This window comes from Streptomyces sp. NPDC007095 (genome assembly GCF_040634475.1).
GTDB lineage: Bacteria > Actinomycetota > Actinomycetes > Streptomycetales > Streptomycetaceae > Streptomyces.
This window is the reverse complement of the sequence record NZ_JBEYFS010000105.1, coordinates 21,200-38,762: the sequence shown is the minus strand read 5'-3', so window position 1 is coordinate 38,762 and position 17,563 is coordinate 21,200. Positions and strand designations below refer to the sequence as shown.

At 68.9% G+C, this 17,563-nt stretch carries 16 protein-coding genes and 1 pseudogene; 13 read left to right on the top strand and 4 right to left on the bottom strand.

From position 1 onward, the window contains the following. Positions 1 to 237, top strand: a 237-nt coding sequence (locus ABZ656_RS31080) for an IS30 family transposase (protein ID WP_360272054.1), incomplete at its 5' end; no start/stop codon positions are given. Positions 238 to 246: 9 nt separating this feature from the next. Then, entirely contained in the window at positions 247 to 543 is a 297-nt protein-coding gene (locus tag ABZ656_RS31075) for an integrase core domain-containing protein (RefSeq protein ID WP_360272064.1), read from the top strand. A gap of 36 nt (positions 544 to 579) precedes the next feature. Here the strand turns inward: ABZ656_RS31075 and ABZ656_RS31070 are convergent, their stop codons facing one another. Further along, a complete protein-coding gene (locus ABZ656_RS31070) occupies positions 580 to 711 on the bottom strand; it encodes a hypothetical protein (protein ID WP_360272051.1) in 132 nt (43 codons plus the stop codon). A 546-nt stretch (positions 712 to 1,257) separates the two neighbouring features. Between ABZ656_RS31070 and ABZ656_RS31065 the strand changes: the two genes are divergently transcribed. Together ABZ656_RS31065 and ABZ656_RS31060 are read left to right on the top strand one after the other, a co-directional pair. Further along, positions 1,258 to 2,856, top strand: a complete 1,599-nt coding sequence (locus ABZ656_RS31065; RefSeq protein ID WP_360272048.1) for a sensor domain-containing diguanylate cyclase — start codon at positions 1,258 to 1,260, stop codon at positions 2,854 to 2,856. Between the two features lie 554 nt (positions 2,857 to 3,410). After that, a complete protein-coding gene (locus ABZ656_RS31060) occupies positions 3,411 to 3,665 on the top strand; it encodes a hypothetical protein (RefSeq protein WP_075028103.1) in 255 nt (84 codons plus the stop codon). Positions 3,666 to 3,779: 114 nt separating this feature from the next. On the opposite strand, the pseudogene ABZ656_RS31055 reads toward ABZ656_RS31060, so the two are convergent. Further along, positions 3,780 to 5,808 (bottom strand): annotated as a pseudogene (locus tag ABZ656_RS31055) (FAD-dependent oxidoreductase). A 295-nt stretch (positions 5,809 to 6,103) separates the two neighbouring features. Here ABZ656_RS31055 and ABZ656_RS31050 point away from each other — a divergent pair. Next, entirely contained in the window at positions 6,104 to 7,996 is a 1,893-nt protein-coding gene (locus tag ABZ656_RS31050) for an NAD-binding lipoprotein (RefSeq protein WP_360272044.1), read from the top strand. A 434-nt stretch (positions 7,997 to 8,430) separates the two neighbouring features. Further along, complete coding sequence (locus ABZ656_RS31045) at positions 8,431 to 9,249, top strand: IS982 family transposase (protein WP_360272041.1); 819 nt, start codon at positions 8,431 to 8,433, stop codon at positions 9,247 to 9,249. 81 nt (positions 9,250 to 9,330) lie between these two features. On the opposite strand, the gene ABZ656_RS31040 is transcribed toward ABZ656_RS31045, so the two are convergent. Together ABZ656_RS31040 and ABZ656_RS31035 are read right to left on the bottom strand one after the other, a co-directional pair. Continuing rightward, a complete protein-coding gene (locus ABZ656_RS31040) occupies positions 9,331 to 9,939 on the bottom strand; it encodes an SMI1/KNR4 family protein (RefSeq protein WP_360272038.1) in 609 nt (202 codons plus the stop codon). A 356-nt stretch (positions 9,940 to 10,295) separates the two neighbouring features. Continuing rightward, positions 10,296 to 10,568 carry a transposase gene (locus ABZ656_RS31035; RefSeq protein ID WP_360272035.1) on the bottom strand — a complete coding sequence of 91 codons (273 nt, stop codon included), beginning with the start codon at positions 10,566 to 10,568 and terminating at the stop codon, positions 10,296 to 10,298. 608 nt (positions 10,569 to 11,176) lie between these two features. Between ABZ656_RS31035 and ABZ656_RS31030 the strand changes: the two genes are divergently transcribed. The 7 genes from ABZ656_RS31030 (at position 11,177) to ABZ656_RS31000 (ending at position 17,170) form a co-directional block, all read left to right on the top strand. Continuing rightward, complete coding sequence (locus ABZ656_RS31030; protein WP_360272032.1) at positions 11,177 to 11,449, top strand: transposase family protein; 273 nt, start codon at positions 11,177 to 11,179, stop codon at positions 11,447 to 11,449. Positions 11,450 to 11,540: 91 nt separating this feature from the next. Continuing rightward, positions 11,541 to 12,731: an FAD-dependent oxidoreductase gene (locus ABZ656_RS31025; protein ID WP_360272029.1), complete on the top strand. Its 1,191-nt coding sequence runs from the start codon at positions 11,541 to 11,543 to the stop codon at positions 12,729 to 12,731. Beyond that, entirely contained in the window at positions 12,728 to 12,985 is a 258-nt protein-coding gene (locus ABZ656_RS31020; protein ID WP_075028107.1) for a 2Fe-2S iron-sulfur cluster-binding protein, read from the top strand. Before ABZ656_RS31025 ends, ABZ656_RS31020 begins: the two co-directional genes overlap by 4 nt. Then, entirely contained in the window at positions 12,978 to 14,396 is a 1,419-nt protein-coding gene (locus ABZ656_RS31015; RefSeq protein WP_101403266.1) for an FAD/NAD(P)-binding oxidoreductase, read from the top strand. The genes ABZ656_RS31020 and ABZ656_RS31015 overlap by 8 nt, the downstream gene beginning before the upstream one ends. Beyond that, on the top strand, positions 14,393 to 15,322 hold the full coding sequence (locus tag ABZ656_RS31010) for a dihydrodipicolinate synthase family protein (protein WP_075028109.1): 930 nt from the start codon (positions 14,393 to 14,395) through the stop codon (positions 15,320 to 15,322). The genes ABZ656_RS31015 and ABZ656_RS31010 overlap by 4 nt, the downstream gene beginning before the upstream one ends. Position 15,323: 1 nt before the next feature. Further along, positions 15,324 to 16,325, top strand: coding sequence for a proline racemase family protein (locus ABZ656_RS31005; protein ID WP_075028110.1), 1,002 nt, complete (start codon positions 15,324 to 15,326; stop codon positions 16,323 to 16,325). A gap of 176 nt (positions 16,326 to 16,501) precedes the next feature. Then, positions 16,502 to 17,170, top strand: coding sequence for a GntR family transcriptional regulator (locus tag ABZ656_RS31000; RefSeq protein WP_101403267.1), 669 nt, complete (start codon positions 16,502 to 16,504; stop codon positions 17,168 to 17,170). Positions 17,171 to 17,563 lie beyond the last annotated feature (393 nt).

Below are 17,563 nucleotides of genomic sequence, written 5' to 3'. Positions count from 1 at the left end.
TTCGCCGATCCGCACTCGCCCTGGCAACGACCGACGAACGAGAACACGAACGGGCTGCTGCGCCAGTACTTCCCGAAGGGCACCGATCTCTCCCGATGGTCGTTCACGGACCTCGAAGCCGTCGCCATGGCGATCAACAACCGGCCCCGCAAAGTTCTGGGTTGGCGGACGCCGGCCGAGGTCTTCGAACAGCAGCTACGCTCGCTGCAACAGCCCGGTGTTGCAACGACTGGTTGAACTCGCCCAATACGTGTCAATTCGGTACACCGACCGGCTCGCCGACATCGGCGCCCCTGCATCGGTCGGTTCCGTCGCGGACTTGTACGACAACGCGATGGCCGAGGCACTGAACGGCACCTTCAAGGCCGAACTGATCGAGATGCAGGGACCTGGACCGGCTTCGACCAGGTCGAGCGGGCGATCTTCCAATGGGTCACCTGGTACAACGAAGAACGCCTCCACTCCGCGCTCGACTACGTACCGCCCCCCGAGTACGAACGCGACTTCTGGCGAAGCCGGGAACGCACCACGCAGTCCGCCTGAAACAAGATCACCGGACTCTAGGAAACTCGGGGCAGCTCAGTCCTGCAGTTCCACCGCGTCCGGGTTCAGCTTGACGGTGAGCACGAGCAGTCGGTTGGGCGGCTGAACGCGCACGGTGTGACGTTCCTGATCCGCCAGTACGAGCACGACGGCCGGAGTGTGGCGCACCAACGCAAGATCGAGGCTGGAGCAAAACCTGCGCATCTTCATTACCAGAGGCGAGGCGTCGGCGCACAACTGGCGTCGTTATTTCAGGTGACGCCTCAAGCCACCGCGGGGGCTTGGGCGCTAGATGCTCCTAGCCTCTTATTGCACTTGAGCAGTTCCGGAAGCGTGCGTCTGCCTTTCTGGGCTCGAATCACCGAAATGGGGGGCGTGATGGTGGCGTTGGTAGGTCGAGGAGGTTTGCTTCACGCCGCCCGCATCGGCTGGCTCTGTGTGGCGGGTGTGGGCAAGGCCTTGTGTGTGGGCCTTGCGGTTGCCGTCGCCGCCGGCGCGGGTCTGGCAGCGTCCGTGATCCCGGCCGGCGTAGGGGTGCCGGCTGCGCACGGAGTAGCCGCCCTTTCTCTCCTTGCGCGGGCCCGGACAGCCGCCGGAAGGGTGCGTTTTCGCCTGAGGCTGTTCGCTGTTTCGGCCGCAGCAGGCGGCCTTCACCACTTCGTCGTAAGTCAGCCCTCTTCGGCGACAGGGCACTCTGCTGGTGTCCTCCGTTGCATGGTTCAGGGCCTGGGGGTCGCCGGGATCGCCGTGTGTCTGGGGCTGAGCGTCGCCGGACTGGTGATGGCAGCAGCCGACAGCGGCACGAACCTGATGTGGTTACGGCGGGTCCTGGACGGATGGATGATCGCAGGGTCGCTGCTCACTCTGTGCTGGGTGCTTCTGCTGCATCGCGCCGATCAAGGTGGTGACGTGATGGCATCGGTGCTGGGTGTCGCACGCGTGGTGACGGACATTCTTGTCTTGGGTCTGGTGGTCGCCCTCTGCTTCTGCCTTGAGCGCGGGAAGCGCACAGCGACCACGGTGGCGGCCGTGGCCGTTGTGGTCCTGGCTGTCGGCGACATGCTGCGCATCCTCTTGCCGGTGCCGGGCACCTGGTACGGGGTCCCTCTGGCGGCGACCTGCTCGATGACCGGGTTACTCCTGGTCGCTGCCGTTCCGTGGATGCCGGGGGGTGTCAGCGCCGTGGGGGTCGGTGAACGGGCGCTGTCGGTCGTCGGGGTGGTGGCCGGCTTTGTGCCTGTGGTCGTCTGCCTGCTCGCCCTGGGGGCTCACGTGCTCGCCGGTGGCCGCACCGATCCGGTGATGACGGCCCTGGCAGGTACGGTGCTTCTGGGGTTCGGCGTCCGGCAGAGCATCGTTCACGCCGACCACCTGCGTATCACGCGAGAGGTCGTCGCCCGGGAGGCCCATTACCGCACCCTGGTCGACGGCTCGTCCGACGTGATCACCATCCTCAGTCTGGACGGCCGTGTGCTCTACGTCAGTCCGGCCGCCCGTCACGTTTTCGGTCACCGGCCGGAGGATCTCGTAGGCGCTCGCTTGCCCCTGTACACCCACCCGGACGACACGACGCCGCTGATGCAAGCCGTTGAAAGGCTGCGGCGGGAAGCCGAGCCGGGCGACCGCGGCCCGGGCCGCCACGTGTTCTGCCGGGTCCGGGCCGCTGACGGGGGATGGCGCCATGTCGAGTCGACGATCAGCCTCCACCCCGAAGGACTGATCTTCAGCAGCCGCGATGTGACTGAGCGGGTCGCACTGCAGGCGCAGCTCGAACGCCGTGCCTTCCACGACGCGTTGACCGGCCTGCCCAACCGTGCGTTGTTCACCGACCGTGTCGCCCACGCACTACGGAAGCGGACCGCCGGCACGACTCCGCCGGCAGTGCTGTTCCTGGACCTGGACGGCTTCAAGGCCGTCAACGATTCGGCCGGACACGCCATGGGCGATGCCCTGCTCATTCAGGCTGCCCGTCGGCTCCAGGCATCCGTGCGGGCCGGCGACACCGTCGCCCGCCTCGGCGGCGATGAGTTCACCGCACTCCTGGAAGGAGAGGCGGGGGCATGCCCGCCGCCGGCCAGGGAAGTAGCTGAACGGATCTTGTCAGCCCTGACCAAGCCGTATCGCATCGGCAGCACTGACGCGGTGGTCTCGGCTTCCATCGGCATCGCGGTCGCCGTGCCAGGCATCACACCCGAGGACCTTCTGGATCACGCCGACCAGGCCATGTACGAGGCCAAAACCGCAGGTAAGGGCCGCATTCGCATGCACCACCCGCAGTCACAGGACGTCTGCAGCGGCATGCTGAACCACTGACGACGCGACGCACGTGCATCCGCTCTGATCCCCTTCGCCATCAGTCATGTATTCCGGTACGCCCTGTTTCGTGTGGAGTCGGCGGTATGTCCCGGGGTGGTTCAGCAAAGCCTGGCAGGCAGGTGGACGGAGTGCACTCGACGTGCCTGGCTGCACGCTGTCCCGTGGCGAAGCAAGTTGTCCTCGTCACGCGAGCCCAGCGAGAAGCCGAACTCCCGAGGCTCGGGTCGGATCTGCTCGATCAGCTGCTCGTCCCGCAGGCATCGGGCGGACTTCGGCCTGGTGCGGCGGGCGTAGTGCGACGAGATCGACAGGTTCAGTTCCCGGCACACGGGCTCGACCCCGAAGTCGTCGCGGAGGTGGTTGATGACCGCGTCGGCCTCGTGCGGGGCTGGTCGAGCTCCTTGGCGAAAAACACCGACGCGGCCTTGAGGGTCTCATTGACTCGCGTACTCGGCGTTCCACTTGCGGAGTTGGGCGACATGCGAGACCGGGGCCGCCTGAGGACTTCACCTCGTGGACGGCTCGCTCACGCAACCCGTCGCAGTACTTCCGTGGTGCAGGCATCGGACCTGTGTTCTCCCGTCTGCCACGACGATCAGGCGTGGCTTCAAGGCCTCCACGAAATCCAGTTCAGCTCAGACTGCAGTGCCTATCAACAGATCGCGCGGAACATCGGTGGTGAATCCTTCGTCGAGGCCAACGCCGACGAACGCCTGGAAGTGTTCTTCCACGCCTCGGACCAGGCCGCCCGGCACACCGCTCGGATGTTCGGCCAGCGGGCAGCGGGTTACGCGGTGTCCAGTTGAACGCCCGCTGCCCAAGATGAGGACAGCGGGCCAACTGATCATGAGTCACGTCAGGGATGCCGCCACCACGTGAACGAACCCGGGCGCGGGAACAGGTCGATCTTCCGCGAGCCCTCAGGCGGGCCGTCGAACAGGTCGCGAGTTGTGGACCTCCAGGGCGGCGCGGACCGCCGACTCCAGGGCACCCTCGATCCAGGCCGGCTTGAGGGAGGTGTGGTCACCCGCGAAGTGCATCGGGCCCTCGGGCACGGGGATGGAGGGCAGCAACTCGGTGTGCTGGCCGGGCAGCAGTACGGACGCCTCTCCGTAGGCGTAGGGGTCGCGCAGCCAACTCTGGGTGCGTCCGGCGCCGGTGTAGAAGACCTCGACGCGCTGGCCGTAGACCTGCTGCAGTCCGCACAGGGCGTGCGGGTAGCGGGCCTCGTCGTCCAGGGAGTCCCAGCGGAGTGCGTCGTCCGCCCAACTGTAGGAGGCCAGGACCACTCCGCCGGAGCTGCCGGGCACCGGGTGGGAGGGGTGGTACATGAACCGGTTGGCGTTGTCCGACACCGAGCCGCCGCCCACGACGTGTGCGGCCTCGGGCTGGTCGCGGGAGACGGCACGGTTGGCGGCGTAGTGGGTGCGCTGGCCCGGGGGTGATGTGGCCGGCCGGCACGGAGGAATGGGCGCCGAGCAGGCTGCCGTCGGCGGCTGCGCGGCCGGTGCGGTAGGCGTCGTACAGCTTCGGGTCGATCCGGCCCAGCTCGCGCTTCCAGTCGGCCTCCGTGAACTCCCACCAGCGGCGGCTGAACTCCAGCAGCACCTTCGTGGCGCTGTCATAGTGCAGTTCCGTGACCGCGCGGCGCTTGCGATACGACATCAGGGGGCTGATCTGTACGTGCCGTAGACCGGAGAAGGGCACGGTGACCACGGCGGCGTCCGCAGTGAACTGCTCGCGTACCACCGGGCCGTCGCGCCCCTCGGGGGCCGTGTCCACCCACACCTGAGGGCCCTTGCGGCCGACGTGCCGGGTGTCGGAGGAAGGACGGTCGGGGTCGTGGTACTCGACGCGGGTGACCCGGCGGTCGAACCGGACCGTGTCGCGCACCTGCGCCAGCAGCGCGTCCGGCAGCACCGCCGTGCCGCCCTCCAGCTCCCAGAAGGCGGTGTCGGGGCTGATGAGGGAGGAGCCGATGAAGCTGTGGATGAACGACAGGGGCAGGCGTGACGTGAGGTTCTCCAGGGTGCCGATCAGGTCGACCGTGCGCTCGTCCAGCCCCGCGTGCTCGGTCAGGAAGCGGAACATCGACCAGTCGCCGAACCGCTGGATGACCCTGGCCCAGCCCTGCACCCGTTCCGGCAGCGGCTTGTCGACCCGCTTGCCGCCGGCGTCCACGGTGCTGAACTCGTCGCGCACCGGATCCAGCACCGACCGAAGGATGGCCGCGGCGGGAGTGTCCCAGCGGGCGCGCGGCACACCGAAGGACCGGTTGATGCGGCGGGGCGCGCGGGCGTAGTCCACGCGCCGCATCCGGACGCCGTTGACGTGAATCCAGGTGCGGTTGGCGGGCCGGCCGTCACCGTCGACGTCAACGTAGTGGAAGCGCCGCTTCTTCAGGTTCAGTTGGTCGATCAGCCCCATCACCAGCGGGTGGCTGGCGGGCAGGCGCATGGCACCTGCCTCGGCGTACTGGAGGGGGTCGGCGAAGGGCTGTGCCGCCCGTTCGTGGCCGCCGCGGCGGAAGGTCTTGATACGTCCGCCCGCCCGGTTGCCGTTCGCCTCAAGAACGGTCACGTGGTGGCCCGCCCGCTTCAGCAGCAACGCCGTCACCAGACCGGCCGGGCCGGCCCCGACGACGAGGACCTTCTTGGGCGTGGCCGTCCGCTGAGCGGGCAGTCCGTCCTTGAGCACGCGCTCGTAGCGTGGCACCAAGGGGCGGTCTTGGTCGTCCACGACCAGAAGGGCCCGGGCCACAGTCAGGCACCTGTCGAAGTCCGCGCCCCGGGTGGGCGCCGGTGCGGCCGGGACGGCCTGTACGGGCATCGCCGCGGCAGGCGTGCCACTGGCCAGAGTCGTGGCCGCCGCAGCCGTTCCCGCTGCCGTTGTGAAGCTGCGCCTGGTCAGGCCTGAACCTGCCACGACGGCCTTGTGATCTTCAGTCATGACGCACTTGTACCGGTCGGCCGACCCCACCCGCCCACCAGCGCCGCGGCGTTGCCCCGAACGAGCGATGCCGAGGTCAAACCGCTGACGCACAGTCGGACATCCGCGGAGCGGCGCCTTCGGTGACGTCCCCGAAGGGATGAAAGACAGACGGTGACCCGCGTGTCACGGCCGCCTTGTCGGCACACTCCCAGATGGCCGCGTGGCCGTGCGCGGTCGGTGGGGGAACGGGCGGGGTGAACCGGAGCGGCATGGCTGCCGCCGCCGGAACTCCGGCGGAGCAGGGGGGGCAGGCGTGGCACGAAGGGTTTCGCTCAAAGGCAGGGCACGCTATTGGTTCGACACCACTTTGGCACGTGGCATCCCGGCGCTCGTCGGCTGGCTGGCTCTGGGCTGTCTCGTCGTCGTCTTCCCGGTGAGCGCCGTGCTGGTGTGGACGGACCCACATGCGCCCGCGTCCCGTTCGGGGAGGCTGGCAGCGATCTGGCGTCTCACTGGTGAGACGTTGCGGCTCGGCGGGGCGACAGGCCCGCTTCTGCGCGTACTGTTGTCGGTACTGCTCGCCCTGGTCGCCCTGGTATACGTCTCCACCCTCGTCGGTCTGATCACCACCGGGCTCACTGAGCGGCTCACCGCGCTGCGGCGAGGCCACTCCACCGTCATCGAGCAGGGGCACTCGGTGGTGCTGGGCTGGTCCGAGCAGGTGTTCACGGTGGTGAGCGAACTGGTGGCCGCCAACGCCAATCAGCGGTATGGCGCGGTGGCCGTCCTGGCGGACCGGGACAAGACCACGATGGAGGAGGCCCTCAGCAGAAAGGTGGGGACCACCGGCCGTACCCGGCTTGTCTGCCGTAGCGGTTCCCCCACCGACCCCGATCTGCTCGCTCTGACCAACCCCGGCGCGGCCAGTGCTGTGCTGGTGCTGCCCCACGACGATCCGTCAGCGGACCCGGAAGTGGTCAAGACGCTGCTGGCGCTGCGGTCCGCACTCGGAGAGGAGGAAGGTCCGCCTGTCGTCGCCGCCGTCAGAGACGACCGGTATCGGCTGGCGGCCTCCCTTGCCGCGGGAGCGCGTGGCATTGTCCTGGAGAGCGACGCGATCACGGCCCGGCTGATCGTCCAGTCCGCTCGCGGGCCGGGACTCTCCCTGGTATATCGCGACCTCCTGGACTTCGCCGGAGACGAGTTCTACCTCACCTTCGACGCGGCCCTGACCAGCCGCTCCTTCGGTGACACGTTGCTGGCCTTCGCCACCTCCAGTGTGGTCGGCCTGCTGCGTGACGGCAGGCCCTTGCTGAACCCGCCGCCGCAGACCCTGATCGGCCCCGACGACCGGCTGATCGTCATCACGCGAGACGACGACACCGCACGGCGCAGCGACTGCTCCGGGCTGGTCGACGAGTCGATGATGACGCCCTGGCAGCGAGCGAGTGCCCGGCCCGAACGGGTCCTGATCCTCGGCTGGAACCGGCGGGCCTCGCTCATCGTCGACCAGTTCGGCCGGTACGCCGTGCACGGCTCGGTCATTACCGTGGTGGCGGACCGGAAGGAGGTAACGGCCGAGCAGGTACGGGACGCGGGTTCAGACTTCGCACGCCGGCTGACCATGACGTTCCGGCCTGGAGACGTCACCCGGCCCGAGGCGCTGCGGTGCCTGGAGATCGACTCGTACGACAGCATCGTCGTGCTTGGCCCGGACCCCGTTCCGGGACAGCAGCCCGACGAGGCAGACAACCGGACCCTTGTCACGCTCCTCGTTCTGCACCTGCTGGAACAGGAGACCGGACGGGAGCTGCCGGTGGTCACCGAGATGACCGACGACCGCAACCGGACGCTCGCCCCCATCAGCCCCGGAGTCGATGTGATCATCAGCGGAAAACTCATCGGCCTGCTGATGGCTCAGATTTCTCAGAACCGGCACCTGGCCGCCGTGTTCGAGGAACTGTTCTCCCTCACCGGCAGTCAAATTCACCTGCGACCGGCGGCGTCGTACGTCCTCCCCGACTGCGAGGCGTCCTTCGCCACAGTCGTCGCAGCGGCGCAGCAGCGGGGCGAATGCGCCATCGGATACCGCCGCCACGACCGGGCCACGGCCGTTCCCGACCACGGAGTGCGTATCAACCCGGACAAGAGCGAGCGACGGCGCTGGACCGATCGCGACGAGGTGGTCGTGATCGCGCAGGACTGATGCAGCCCCTCACAGCAGGACGTTGGTGATGCCGACCACCGGACGGGCAGCCAGGATCATTTTGGTCTGCGGGAACAGTCACAGGCGGCGTCTCGACGCAGGCGATCCGCCTGTCAGCCTCCGCATGGGAGGGCCGGGACCTCGTCACCGTCCAGGACATCACCGGTGACGGCGTCACCGATCTCCTCTACCGCACTGACGCATGTACGATCGCGGTGTCCGGACGCGGTCCGAACGCGGTTCAGGCGAACAGCCAGACGATCACAATGCCAGGGCCTCCGGGGGTTCTCGGTCGCGCCGAGCGCCGATACGTCGATCAGGCGCTCCGCGTAGCCGCCCCCTCCTCCGGCGGTGGTCACGGTTCCCAGCCGCGCTTACCACGAGCTGTTCTACTACCACCGGGTCGGCAACGTTCGTTCTTACTCTTGCTGCGCTTGGCGATTGCCACCGCGCGCACCGGGGGCGGAACGTACGAGCCCCGGGTGGCCCAGGCGATGCTGGGCTTCGCGTCGGAGGGCAGGTGGCTGCGGTTCGTCCGCTCCCGGCTGGGCGCGATGTTTCCGTACGTGCCGAAGCAGCCGGGCTGGAACAAGCGGCTGAGGGCTGCGTTGCCGCTGGTCAAGCGGGCGATACGGCTCCTTGCCACGGACACCGACTTCTGGTTCGACAACCACGGGATCATCGACTCCACCCCGGTCGAGTGCGGACGCTCGCGGCCCGCGGTAAAGCGGTCGGACCTGGCCGGCTGGGCCGGATGCGGGTACTGCGCCAGCCACTCCCGGTTCTTCTGGGGCCTGCGGCTGTACCTGGTGTGCACCCCGACGGGCATGCCGATCCTGTGGGCCCTGGCGAACCCGAAGCTGGACGAGCGCGAGGTGCTGACGGCGATGCTGGACCGCGAGCCGGACGCGGTCACCGACCGGCCCGGCCTGCTGCTGATCGCGGACAAGGGCTTCGCGTCCAGGGAGTTCGAGGCCGATCTGGCCTTGCGCGGGGCAGAGATGCTGCGGCCGTCGTTCAAGCGGGAGGAACGCCACAAGGGCGAGTCCCTGCTGAAGTCGGTGCGGCAGCTGATCGAGTCGGTGAACGACACTCTCAAGGGCCAGCTCGACCTTGAACAGCACGGCGGCCGGACCTTCGAGGGTGTGGCTGTCCGCGTCGCTCAGCGCGTCCTCGCGCTTGCCGCGGCGATCTGGCACAACCACAAGACAGGACAGCCAGTCATGCGATCCCTGATCGCCTACGACCACTGATGCGCCTGAGCGTTTCAGTTGGCGAGGTTCGCCGCTCGAAGCGCTCAGCGCTGTTCAGGAAGCCGTTCAGGGTCGCTTCGTTCAGAACGGCTCGAAGCTCGGCTGAACGGGGCCGATCTCTCCGGCGACGACCAGTTCCTCCAGGTCCTCCGGTTCCAGGAACTCCAGAGCTTCCGGTTCGATGCCGTGGTATCGGTCCACGTCGAGGAGCCGCCGCACGAACGCGAGGGCGAAACTCGAGAATGGACCATCGAAGGTCTCGCAGCCCTCTTCATGGAGCATTGTGACGATCTTCCAATGCTCCGGGTCTGGGTCGCAGGGCAGGAAGAAGTGCTCGTCGCCGCTGTAGTCGTATCCCCAGGAGATCAGCCCACCGGGTTCGGGGTGGAAAGGGTACGGGACATGCTCGGCGTCGCCGCGGCTCAGAGCCCTGTCTCGACGCTCAGTGAACATCTGGTGCGTCTTGTGCATGCGCTTCAGCAACGGGCTCGATCCGCGCGGGTGGAAGACAGCGAGCTCGCCGGAGATGACCCCGCTGCCGTAGGCATTGAGGAACGTCTTGAAGTCGCTGGGCAAAGCGGAACCTATGTGTTGCTCGACTTCGTCCCAGTCATCTGGGTTCGGTTGCCGGTGGGAGGGCCGGCCCAGCAGGGCCTTCAACTCATCCAACGAGGACATGTACTGCTCCAAGTCTGATCAGCGGGGATCTGCGCCGCCAACTTAGCCGGGGCGAGCCCGTGGGTCGAGTGGCTCAGGGCACCCCGACTGCTCTACTACCGGCAGCTCAAGCGATTGCTCGACACCTACGCCGAAGATCTGGAACAGGCTTCGATGCCGAGCGCTCACTCGCGAACTGAATCGCTCAGCCGCAACTGATCACATCGGACTGACTCGTCTAGTGATGAAGCCCCTGTAACGGTCCTGCGAGGTGCTGGCCGCACTCAGGAACAGGATGGCCGAAGTCGGGCTGCGTCTACACCCGGACAAGACCCGGATCGTGTACTGCAAGACTGGCTCGCGCCGCGGCTCCTTCGAGCACGAGGCGTTCACGTTCCTCGGGTGGACGTTCCGCGCCAGGCGAAACCGGACTCGATGTTGCGGATGTATCGGACCTGGACGGTGTGGCTCTTGCCGGAGGCACGGGTGACGGGACTGGTGCCGGCGTAGCTCTTGCGAGCCTTCGCGGAGCGATAGCGGTCGGGGCCGTCTCCCGATTCAGCGAGCACCCGGGCTCCGGTGATCTCCGCGATGCCGGGCATCGAGAGGCAGATCTCAGCGTCCGGGTGCGCCAGAAAATGCGACTTCACCTGCTCTTCCATCGCGGCGATCTGATCGTTCAGAGCGATGATCAGACGGGCGTGCGCAGTGGCGGCTGCGTAGGCGGCGGTGACCTGTTCAGGCAGGCCGAGTTGCGGCCCGCGCGGTGCGGTCTGGATGGTGGCCGCTTTTGCCTCCCGGTTTCGTCGGCGGTGCCGGGCCAGGACAGCGGTGAAGTTTCCCCGAGGAAACCTCTATAGCGGGACGCCAGTACCACGGCGTATGCCAGTTCCTCCTGACGAGAACTGGGAGCGAGACGCGTGGGCGAGCCGAAGCGGATCTCCTGGCCGTCGCGTCTCGCGTGGCCACAGTTCCGGGCATCCCGAGCGGAGTGTTCGCGGTGGTCACGAACGATGAGGCGGAGGAGATCGGGCTCGGGCGACGCGTGGAACTGCCGCTCGGACGGTCCTCGACAGGACCGACGGTCGGCGGGGAGGGCAGCACCGGCGTGCGGCGCTCCGCCGACTCGACGGCTCCCGACAAGCCGGACAGGTACGGACTTCCAAGATCATGGAGTTCTCGACGCCCATGACCTGCCTGGAAGACCGTGCCTGCCGACGCCTCATCCCCGATCCCGCCTGCCCTTGACCAGCTCAGTGAGCATCCAGAGGTGGTGGCGGGGGAAGTCCCCGGCCTTCTGCAACGACTTGCCGAGGTGCCCGACCCGCGCGATCCGCGCGGGGTGCGGCATGCCCTGACCGTCGTGCTCGCGCTGACCGCGTGCGCGGTGCTGGCCGGGGCAACCTCCCTGCTGGCGGTCGGCGAGTGGATCGTCGACACCCCGTCCCGGCTGCTCGAACTCCTCGGCGTGCGGCCGGACCCACTGTGCCCGAAGGGCGCCTGCCTGGGGACGACGCGTCACTGCAGGGCGTCCGTTGCCTGATGCGGCACTAATCTCCAGATGCAGTCCCGATCACTGTCAAGGGATCGAGGGGCGGCTCCCATTACAACAGGACATGTGACATAGTACTGCCGTGTCCACTCCTCTTCGGATCGTCGTCGTGGGCGCCGGTATCGTCGGCGCGGCGATAGCCCGTGCCCTGGTCCGCGCAGGCTGCGACGTGACCGTCGTCGACCGCGGCCCTACGGCCGGGGGCACCTCCGCCAGCGGTGAGGGCAATCTGCTCGTCTCCGACAAGGAACCCGGCCCTGAGCTGCGGCTGGCGCAGCGTTCGCTCGCTGCCTGGGCGCGGATCGGGGACGAGCTGCGCGACGAGCTCCCCGCCGGATTCCCCAGCCTCGAACTGGAACGTAAGGGCGGCCTGGTGGTCGCCACGACCGAGGCCGGCGCGCAGGCTCTGCTGACGTTCGCAGACACCCAGCGGGATGCCGGAGTGCTGGCCGAGACGGTGGACGACGCCTGGGCTCATAAGCTCGAGCCCGACCTGACACCGCACAGCACTGCCACGGTGTTCTACCCCGAGGACCTGCAGGTGCAACCGGTGGCCGCAACCGAGGCACTGCTGGCCGCGGCCCGCCGCCACGGCGCGCGCGTACACCAGGGCGTCGAGGTGACTGGGCCGGTGCTGTCGTCGGGCCGGCTCGTCGGCGTACAGGTCGCTTCCGCAATCCTGCCCGCCGACGCCGTGGTGCTCGCCGCCGGACCCTGGTCCGGCCTGGTCGCCGAGCGGCTCGGCGTTCTTCTCCCGGTGCGTCCGCGTCGCGGCACGGTGCTGGTCACCTCGCGGATGCCGGTCCGAATACGGCACAAGGTGTACGACGCCGACTACGTGGGCGCCGTCGGCTCGGGCTCGGCCGACCTGCAGGTCTCCAGCGTGGTCGAGTCGACCGCCGGCGGGACCGTCCTGATCGGGTCCTCCCGGGAGCGCCGCGGCTTCGACGAGCGGATCGAGGCTCGGGTGCTCGCCGCGCTGGCCGCCAAGGCATTGCTGTTGTTCCCCTTCCTGGCCGACGCGCAGGCGATGCGCGCGTACGGAGGGTTCCGGCCGTTCGTCCCCGACCACCTGCCGGTGATCGGTGCCGACCCGCGCCTGCCCGGTCTGTGGCACGCAACCGGGCATGAGGGCGCCGGGATCGGCCTGAGCCTGGCCACCGCCGAGCTGCTGCGCGACCAACTCCTGGACGGCTCCGCCGATCCGCTGGCCGACGAGTTCCGCCTGGACCGTCCCACTCTGCTGCCGCACCTCGAAGGGGCCGCCCGATGACGGGGATACATATCGAGGTCGACGGGGACCGGATCGCCGGCCTGGCCGGGCAGAGCATCGCCGGGCTGCTGCTGGCTGACGGGCGGGTGGCCTGGCGGCGTACCCGCACCGGCCGCCCCCGCGGTGTCTTTTGCGGGATCGGCGCCTGCTTCGACTGCCTGGTGACCGTCAACGGCCTGCGCGACGTGCGGGCCTGCCAGCGGCGGGCCGCGGACGGCGACAAGGTCGACCTGCAGGAGGACGATCGTGACTGAAGTGCTCGTCGTGGGCGGCGGACCGGCCGGGATGGCCGCGGCGCTGGCCGCCCGCCGCCACGGCGCCCGTGTCGTGCTGCTCGAAGCCGGTGACGACGTCGGCGGGCAGTATTGGCGGCATCTGCCGGGCGGGCGTGCCGACACGAGCGAGCGGCTGTGGCATCACGACTGGGACCGCTTCGTCGCGATGCGTGACGAGCTGCTGGGCGACGAAGGCTGCGAGGTCGTGACCGGCGCGCACGTCTGGTCGGTCGACCGGCGTGATGACGCCCCGCCGCTGGTGCACGTGTTCGTCGGCGAACCGGACGGGCAGGGGCGCGAGCCGCGTACCTTCGATCCGGCGGCCCTGGTGCTCGCGACCGGGGCGTACGAGCGCACCCTGCCGTTCCACGGCTGGGACCTGCCCGGGGTCTTCACCGCCGGGGCGGCGCAGGCGCTGGCCAAGGGCGAGCGGGTGGCCGTCGGCCGCCGCGTCCTGGTGGCCGGTGCCGGGCCGTTCCTGCTGCCCGTGGTCTCCAGCCTGCTGCGGATCGGCGCCGAGGTAGCGGGTGTGGTCGAGGCGGCCGGCCCGGCGCAGCTCGCCGGAGGCTGGGCAACCCGGCCGTGGCAGCTGCTCGCGGCTCGACGCAAGGCCGGTGAACTGGCCGGGTATGCCTGCCAGTTGGCCGCTCGCCGCATTCCGTACCGGACCGGGGCAGCAATCGTCGCGGCGCACGGCATCGATCGCGTGGAGGCGGTTACCGTGGCGCGCCTGACCCGGGACTGGACACCGATCCCCGGCACCGAACGACGGATCGAGGCCGACGCCGTCTGCGTGAGCCACGGCTTCGTCCCGCGCACCGAGCTCGCCACGGCGGCCGGCTGCGCGGTGGGCGTGGACGGTGCGGTCACCGTCGACGAGCGGCAGCGTACGTCGGTGCCCGGGGTCCTGACCGCCGGCGAGCTGACCGGCATCGGCGGCGTCGACCTGGCCCTGGCAGAGGGCGAGATCGCCGGGACCGTCGCCGCGGGGGGTGTGCCCGCACCGGGCGCGGTCCACGAGCGGGCGGTCTTCCGGAAGTTCGCCGCGCGGCTCGCCGCCGCGCACGGCATCCGCCCCGGCTGGCGCTCCTGGGTGGACGACGACACCGTGGTGTGCCGCTGCGAGGACGTCACCGCGGGCGCCCTGCGCCAGGCCGCGGAGCTGACCGGATCCCGCGGGCTGCGCTCGCTCAAACTGACCACCCGGGCCGGCCTGGGCCTGTGCCAGGGCCGCACCTGCGGCCGCACGGTCGAGGACATGCTCACCGGTTCGAACGAGCCTGGCCTGCTCGACCTGGGGCGTACCGCCCACCGACCGGTCGCGATCCCCGTACGCCTGGGCGAACTTGCCGCTTCGACCAGTACCAGCAACCGAGAGGACGTCCCATGAGTTCCATACCGACTGACCTGCGCGGGGTGATCGTCGCCACCGCGCTGCCCTTCAAGGAGAACCCCTCGGCGCCCTCCGGGCTGGAGGTCGACTACGACCGTTACGCGGAGCACTGCGACTGGCTCATCAGCAACGGCTGCCACGGCGTCGGTCCCAATGGATCGCTCGGCGAGTACTCCGCACTGACCGACGCGGAGCGCCGCAAGGTCGTCCAGGTGGCCGTCGAGGCGGTCGGCGGGCGCGGCGTCGTGGTGGCCGGGGTGCACGGGCCCGGCTGGCACCAGGCCCGGCACTGGACCGAACTGGCCGCCGAGGACGGCGCCGACGGCGTGCTGGCACTGCCGCCGACGATGTACCGGGCCAGCCGCGAACAGGTCGTCGAGCACTACACGAAGATCGACGAGGTCGGGCTGCCGATCATGATCTACAACAACCCGGTCGACACCAGGGTCGACCTCGTCCCCGACCTGGTGGCCGAGATCGCCCAGCTGCCCAACGTGACCGCGATCAAGGAATTCAGCGGAGACGTGCGTCGGCTGTTCGAGATCGCCGAGCGGTGCGACATCGACGTCGTGGCCGGCGCCGACGACGTCCTGTTCGAGCTGATGGCCGACGGGGCGGTCGGCTGGTTCGCCGGCTTCCCCAACACCTTCCCGGCCGAATCGGTGGCGATCTACGACCACATGCTGGCCGGGCGCTTCGAGCAGGCCCGGGAGCTCTACAAGCACCTCGTCGCGGTGTTCCGGTGGGACTCGCGCACCGAGTTCGTGCAGGCCATCAAGCTCGGCATGGAGATGGTCGGCCGGTACGGCGGCCCGTGCCGCCCGCCGCGCGGCCGGCTCTCCGCCGAGCACGACGCCCAGGTGCGCGCCGACATGCGACGGGCCATCGCCGCGCTTGAGGCACACCGCGCGGTGGCGGTCTGAGATGCGCGCGTCGCGGTTGTTCTCCGCTGTTGACTCGCACACCGAGGGCATGCCGACCCGGGTCGTGACCGGTGGCATCGGGGTGATCCCCGGCGCCACCATGAACGAGCGGCGGCTGTACTTCGTCGAACACCTCGACCACGTACGGCGGCTGCTGGTGAACGAGCCGCGCGGCCATTCGGCGATGAGCGGCGCCATTCTGCAGCCGCCGACCCGCCCCGACGCGGATTTCGGCGTGCTGTACATCGAGGTGTCCGGGTGCCTGCCGATGTGCGGGCACGGCACGATCGGGGTGGCCACGGTGCTGGTCGAGACCGGGATGGTCGAGGTCGTCGAGCCGGTGACCAGCATCCGGCTGGACACCCCGGCCGGGCTGGTGGTGGCCAACGTCACGGTCAAGGACGGGCACGCCGAGAGCGTCACGCTGGAGAACGTGCCCGCGTACTGCGACCGGCTCGACGAGACCATCGAGGTGCCCGGCCTCGGCGAGGTCAGGTACAGCCTGGCGTTCGGCGGGAACTTCTACGCCATGGTGGACCTCGACGACGTGCGGCTGCCGTTCGACCGCGAACGCAAGGCCGAGATTCTGAGCGCCGGACTGGCGATCATGGATGCGATCAACACGTCGGCGCCGCCCAAACACCCGCAGATCGACGGTGTCGACCATTGCCACCACGTGGAGTTCATCGCACCCGGTTCGGACGCCGCGCACTCGCGGCACGCCATGGCCATCCACCCGGGATGGTTCGACCGATCGCCCTGCGGAACCGGCACGTCGGCGCGGATGGCCGAACTGCACGCACGCGGCGAGCTGGCGCTGCACCACGATTTCGTCAACGAGTCGTTCATCGGTAGCCGGTTCACCGGCCGACTGGTGGGAGAGACCACGGTCGGCGGCCTGCCCGCGGTGCTGCCGACCATTACCGGCCGGGCCTGGGTGACCGGGATCGGCCAGTACATGCTGGACCCGACCGATCCCTACCCGGCCGGTTTCGAGTTCTGAGGGGGAATGGTGGATGTCGCGCGGTCACGCGCTTCCAGCGGTCGGTGACATATCAGGGAACACCACCGTCGATGTTGCCCCCGCCCCTGCGACGACCGGCGAATGCGATACTCGGCGCTGTTCGGCCGACGATGGTTGGCGGGGTGTGACATTTTAGTCGTGGGAGGACTGCGCGGATGAGTTCATCAATCATCGGCCCGGTGTCGGTGGGGGCGAGCCTGCGCGGCACAGTGGAGGACGCCGTGGCCGCGGCCATCGTCTCGGGCGAACTGGCCCCGGGTACCCTGGTCACCGCGCCGACGCTGGCCGCACGTTTCGGGATCTCCGCCACCCCGGTCCGCGAGGCCCTGCTCAACCTGCAGGGACGCGGGTTCGTCGACGTGGTGCGCAACAAGGGTTTCCGGATCACCGAGGTCAGCGAGCAGGACCTCTGGGAAATCGTGCGGCTGCGCCAGCTGCTGGAGGCCCCGCCGATGCGGGAGATCGCGCGGGCGCTGCAGCCGGAGGCCGCTGCCGACCTGCGGGGCAGGGCCCAGGCGATCGTCGACTCGGCTGCTGCGGCCGATCTGGCGGCCTACCTTGCCGCCGACATGGCCTTCCACCTGCGACTGCTGGAGCTGCACGGCAACCGCCGGCTGGTCGCGATGGTGAAGGACCTGCGGCAGCAGACCCGCATGGTGGGCCTGGCAGACATGATCGGTACAGCCGAGCTGGCCCGTTCGGCCGCCGAGCACCACAGCCTGGTGGACCTGCTGCAGGCGCGTGACGGGCGGGGTGCGGAAACGCTGCTCACTGCCCACATCGGACACGTGCTCGGGTGGTGGAACGGCCGCTCGGAGGACTGAGACGCCGGTGTGACCAGCCTGCCCGGCCGAGCCGGGCGGGCCCTCCGGCATGCCCGTGAACAGGCATTGCGTCGCGGTAAATTCTCGCACCGAGCCCTTCTCCTGAGAGGTGTCACATACTACTGTCTCCTCAAGTGATCGGGATTGCAGTGATCTCGATCACTCCGTGGGACCGGCTGCGGCTGCTCTGCCCGCCGGCCCATCGGACTCGCAGCGCATCTGCCACCATTTCCGCACAAAGTCGTTGGTCCGCCGGCCCGTCACCCGTCCCACTCATCCGGACGGCCGGGCTGCCCGCACCCGACCGGAAGGTAGGACCCCTTGAAGAGAACCTCATCTTCACTGGCGCTCGCTGGGCTGGCGGCCGGCGCACTCGCCCTTTCGGCATGCACC

Excerpts from the sequence above, each read along its gene's own strand:
- ABZ656_RS31065 (WP_360272048.1), top strand. The coding sequence starts at position 1,258 with ATGGTTCAGGGCCTGGGGGTCGCCGGGATCGCCGTGTGTCTGGGGCTG.
- ABZ656_RS31020 (WP_075028107.1), top strand. The coding sequence starts at position 12,728 with ATGACGGGGATACATATCGAGGTCGACGGGGACCGGATCGCCGGCCTG.
- ABZ656_RS31005 (WP_075028110.1), top strand. The coding sequence starts at position 15,324 with ATGCGCGCGTCGCGGTTGTTCTCCGCTGTTGACTCGCACACCGAGGGC.
- ABZ656_RS31035 (WP_360272035.1), bottom strand. The coding sequence starts at position 10,568 with ATGGAAGAGCAGGTGAAGTCGCATTTTCTGGCGCACCCGGACGCTGAG.
- ABZ656_RS31000 (WP_101403267.1), top strand. The coding sequence starts at position 16,502 with ATGAGTTCATCAATCATCGGCCCGGTGTCGGTGGGGGCGAGCCTGCGC.
- ABZ656_RS31010 (WP_075028109.1), top strand. The coding sequence starts at position 14,393 with ATGAGTTCCATACCGACTGACCTGCGCGGGGTGATCGTCGCCACCGCG.